Source organism: Microcoleus sp. B7-D4, assembly GCF_036705125.1.
Taxonomy (GTDB): Bacteria; Cyanobacteriota; Cyanobacteriia; order Cyanobacteriales; family Microcoleaceae; genus Microcoleus.
Window position 1 is genome coordinate 1 of sequence record NZ_JAUBTT010000225.1, and the last position, 2,962, is coordinate 2,962.

Consider the following 2,962-nt stretch of genomic DNA (forward strand, 5'->3'; position numbering starts at 1 on the left):
GAAAGCATCCAGGATACAAGCCGCCGGATTCATCCGTCCAGAAATAAAAAACCTGTATCCGATGAAACTTGCCCCCCCAATTTATCCGTGGGGTCAATGCTTCAATCTAAAATCTAAAATCTAAAATCTAAAATCGATTGACTGATTGATTATGTTCGATGTTGCGGTGATTGGTGCGGGTATGGCGGGGCTGAGTTGCGCTCAACGGTTGCGTCAAGCTGGTTATTCTGTGGCTGTTGTTGAGAAATCTCGCGGCGCGGGGGGACGTGTTGCTACCCGCCGCCTACAGGGTACTAGGGCCGATCACGGGGCGCGGTATCTGGAACCGCAGGGGGATGCGGTGCAGGGGTTAATTGAGGTTTTGGTCGATCGGGATATCCTCAAACTCTGGACGGATAGTGTGGGAGAATTCCGACAAGGAGAAATGTTCTCTATTCCTAGTTCTTGCTATGTCGCACCTGCGGGTATGAATGCGATCGGTAAGTATCTGGCGGAGGGGGTAGAAATTTGGTTTGGCCGCCGCGTACAAGCTATTTCTAGTACCACAGATAACCAAATCTGGCATCTTTCCCTAGAAGTTACTGATGACAATTTACAGACGCCTCAAGAATTGATTGCTAAGGCTGTTGTAGTAGCAATTCCGGCTCCTCAAGCTTTAATGTTTTTGAATTCGGAAATCGGTTTGAAATCTGATTTTCTTGACAAATTGCGTTCTGTGGAGTACGAACCTTGCTTTACGGTTATGGCTGGCTATCCTGCGGCAAAACAGCAAGATTTGAGCAATCTAAATCCGCCGTGGAAAGCTGTTTCTTTTCCCGATAATTCTGATTTAGCTTGGGTTGGTTTGGACAGCAGCAAACGGCTCGATCCGCAGCAGCCGGTGTTTGTGGTTCACAGCAGCGCAAATTTTGCCGAACGCTATTTAGAAGCTGCTGATTTGGAAACTGTCGGTCATGAATTGCTCGATCGCACTTCTGAATATTTAATGCCTTGGCTGAAACAGCCGGAATGGTTGCAGGTTCACCGCTGGCGCTATGCTTTTTGTCGAAATCCTTTGCCTGTTTCTTGTTTGGCGGCGGAGGGGACTTTGCCGCTGGTTTGTGCGGGGGATTTGTGCGGGGAAGGTCAAATAGAGGGTGCTTTGCGCTCGGGTTTGGCGGCGGCTAATTGGGTGAATTCTCAGTTGCAGGATTTGCCGTTAGATTCAAGCCTAAATTGGTAATATGGCTACAAGTAATGTATTGATTTTACCTCTAACGCTATGATTGCCATCCCGTCTGGGTTTAGCCCCGAAGATTACCTTGCCCTCGAACGTGATAATACCGTCCGGCATGAATAACGAATGTCAGGAAGAAAGAATAAGGAAGTTCGGCAACGGATTGTGTCACGGATGTAACCGATGTCAGGAAGAAGGAAGAAGGAAAAAGGAAGAAAGAAGAGGGAAGAAGGAAGAAGGAAGAAGGGAAATGCAATTAAAGCAATGGTTTCAGTAGTTAAGAACGTCGCCTGGAATCGGGCGCGGTTGCTACTTCTTCCTTCTTTTTTCGGCTAGAGTTATGAAAAATTAATCTAACGACATACAACAAAATGGAATAATGGTGTGAACTCCCACTTTTCCCAATTGTTACTTTTGTGCTGTTTCCTGTTTTTCTAAGTCTTGTTCTTGCATCTGCAATAACTCGGGAACTGTTACGAAACTGTACCCTTCCTTTCTCAATCGAGCAATAATATCAGGTAAAGCTTTTACAGTTCTCGCTCGATTTCCGCCACCGTCGTGCATCAGCACAATGCCACCGGAATTGGCCTGCCTCATCACGTTGTCTATCAAAGATTCCGTAAGAGTGCGCCAATCAAAAGAATCAGCAGACCACATCACAACTGCATAATTTTTCTTTTGAGCGTAAGCTGCCAATCCATTGTTTAAAATGCCTCCTGGCGGGCGGAACATCGATGTTTGGATGCCGGTCAACTCCTCAATTAAGGATGAAGTGCGATCGATCTCGCGAGCGGCACCGTCTTCGTTATACTGAAGGTATTGGTGGTTCCAAGTGTGATTGCCGATCGCGTGACCGGCTGCTGCGACCTGTTTGCCAATTTCGGGAGAATTGTGCAGGTATCTTCCTACCCAGAAGAATGTAGCCTTAATATTATTTTCCTTGAGAATATCTAGGATTTGTGTAGTTGTTTTCGGCCAGGGGCCGTCGTCAAATGTCAGGGCGATCGCCTTGTGCTGGGAGTCGAGTTTCGCGTGATTAATGGTTGTACCTTGAATCTGATCCGGTACGGCTGATTGAAATCGGATTGCCTGCACTTGGGCTAGAGCATTTTGGGAAAATTCTACTCGACGGGCGATCGCCTCGGAGAACTTATTAATATTGGACATCGGCTGTTGTTCTTGCGACTGGGATACGGCCAAGACTTGCGCCTGAATCGGTTCCAAGGGCTGATTGGCCCGCAAGTTAATCGGCCATGTCACACCCAGCAAAAAACTTCCTGTTGCTGCCATAAAAGCAACTATTAAAGTTTTTCGCCGCCTCCACAGCAGTTTCAATTTTGTCACGTCATTCTCTCCTTCACACGTTATACAGTTAATTTGAGATTTTATGTTGATATCAAGTTAATCCACTTAAGAGGATAATCTTAAATTGGACTGCCCGTAAAAATGCTACTGGAAATAACCGATCGTGGGGAAGTCCGTCAGGATAAAAAAATTTAAGGTTTGTGCGCCAGAAATCCCCTAACCCATGAAAACGCGGGATGGTGGAACTTTTTCCCCAGCCAGGGGGACGGCGCTCAAATCGGATTAATGGCACGATATTCTCAGGGACTCAGCCCGCATCTGCCCGCGTCCCTACCTGACACTGCAAGTTGGTTTAACGTGAGATGTTGCACCATTGTCAATAAGCTTTTTAGGAACAGGCTTTTCGGCCTGTTCCACAAGAAAATCTACTCTTTGTGGAAC

3 protein-coding genes are annotated in these 2,962 nt (G+C 46.8%); 2 read left to right on the forward strand and 1 reads right to left on the reverse strand.

The features are described from left to right. The first annotated feature begins 151 nt into the window (after positions 1-151). Entirely contained in the window at positions 152-1,222 is a 1,071-nt protein-coding gene (locus QUB12_RS36945; RefSeq protein WP_333311053.1) for an FAD-dependent oxidoreductase, read from the forward strand. Positions 1,223-1,331: 109 nt separating this feature from the next. Further along, entirely contained in the window at positions 1,332-1,493 is a 162-nt protein-coding gene (locus tag QUB12_RS36950) for a hypothetical protein (protein WP_333300558.1), read from the forward strand. A gap of 131 nt (positions 1,494-1,624) precedes the next feature. Here the strand turns inward: QUB12_RS36950 and QUB12_RS36955 are convergent, their stop codons facing one another. Continuing rightward, positions 1,625-2,560, reverse strand: coding sequence for a polysaccharide deacetylase family protein (locus QUB12_RS36955; protein WP_333311055.1), 936 nt, complete (start codon positions 2,558-2,560; stop codon positions 1,625-1,627). Positions 2,561-2,962: the final 402 nt, after the last annotated feature.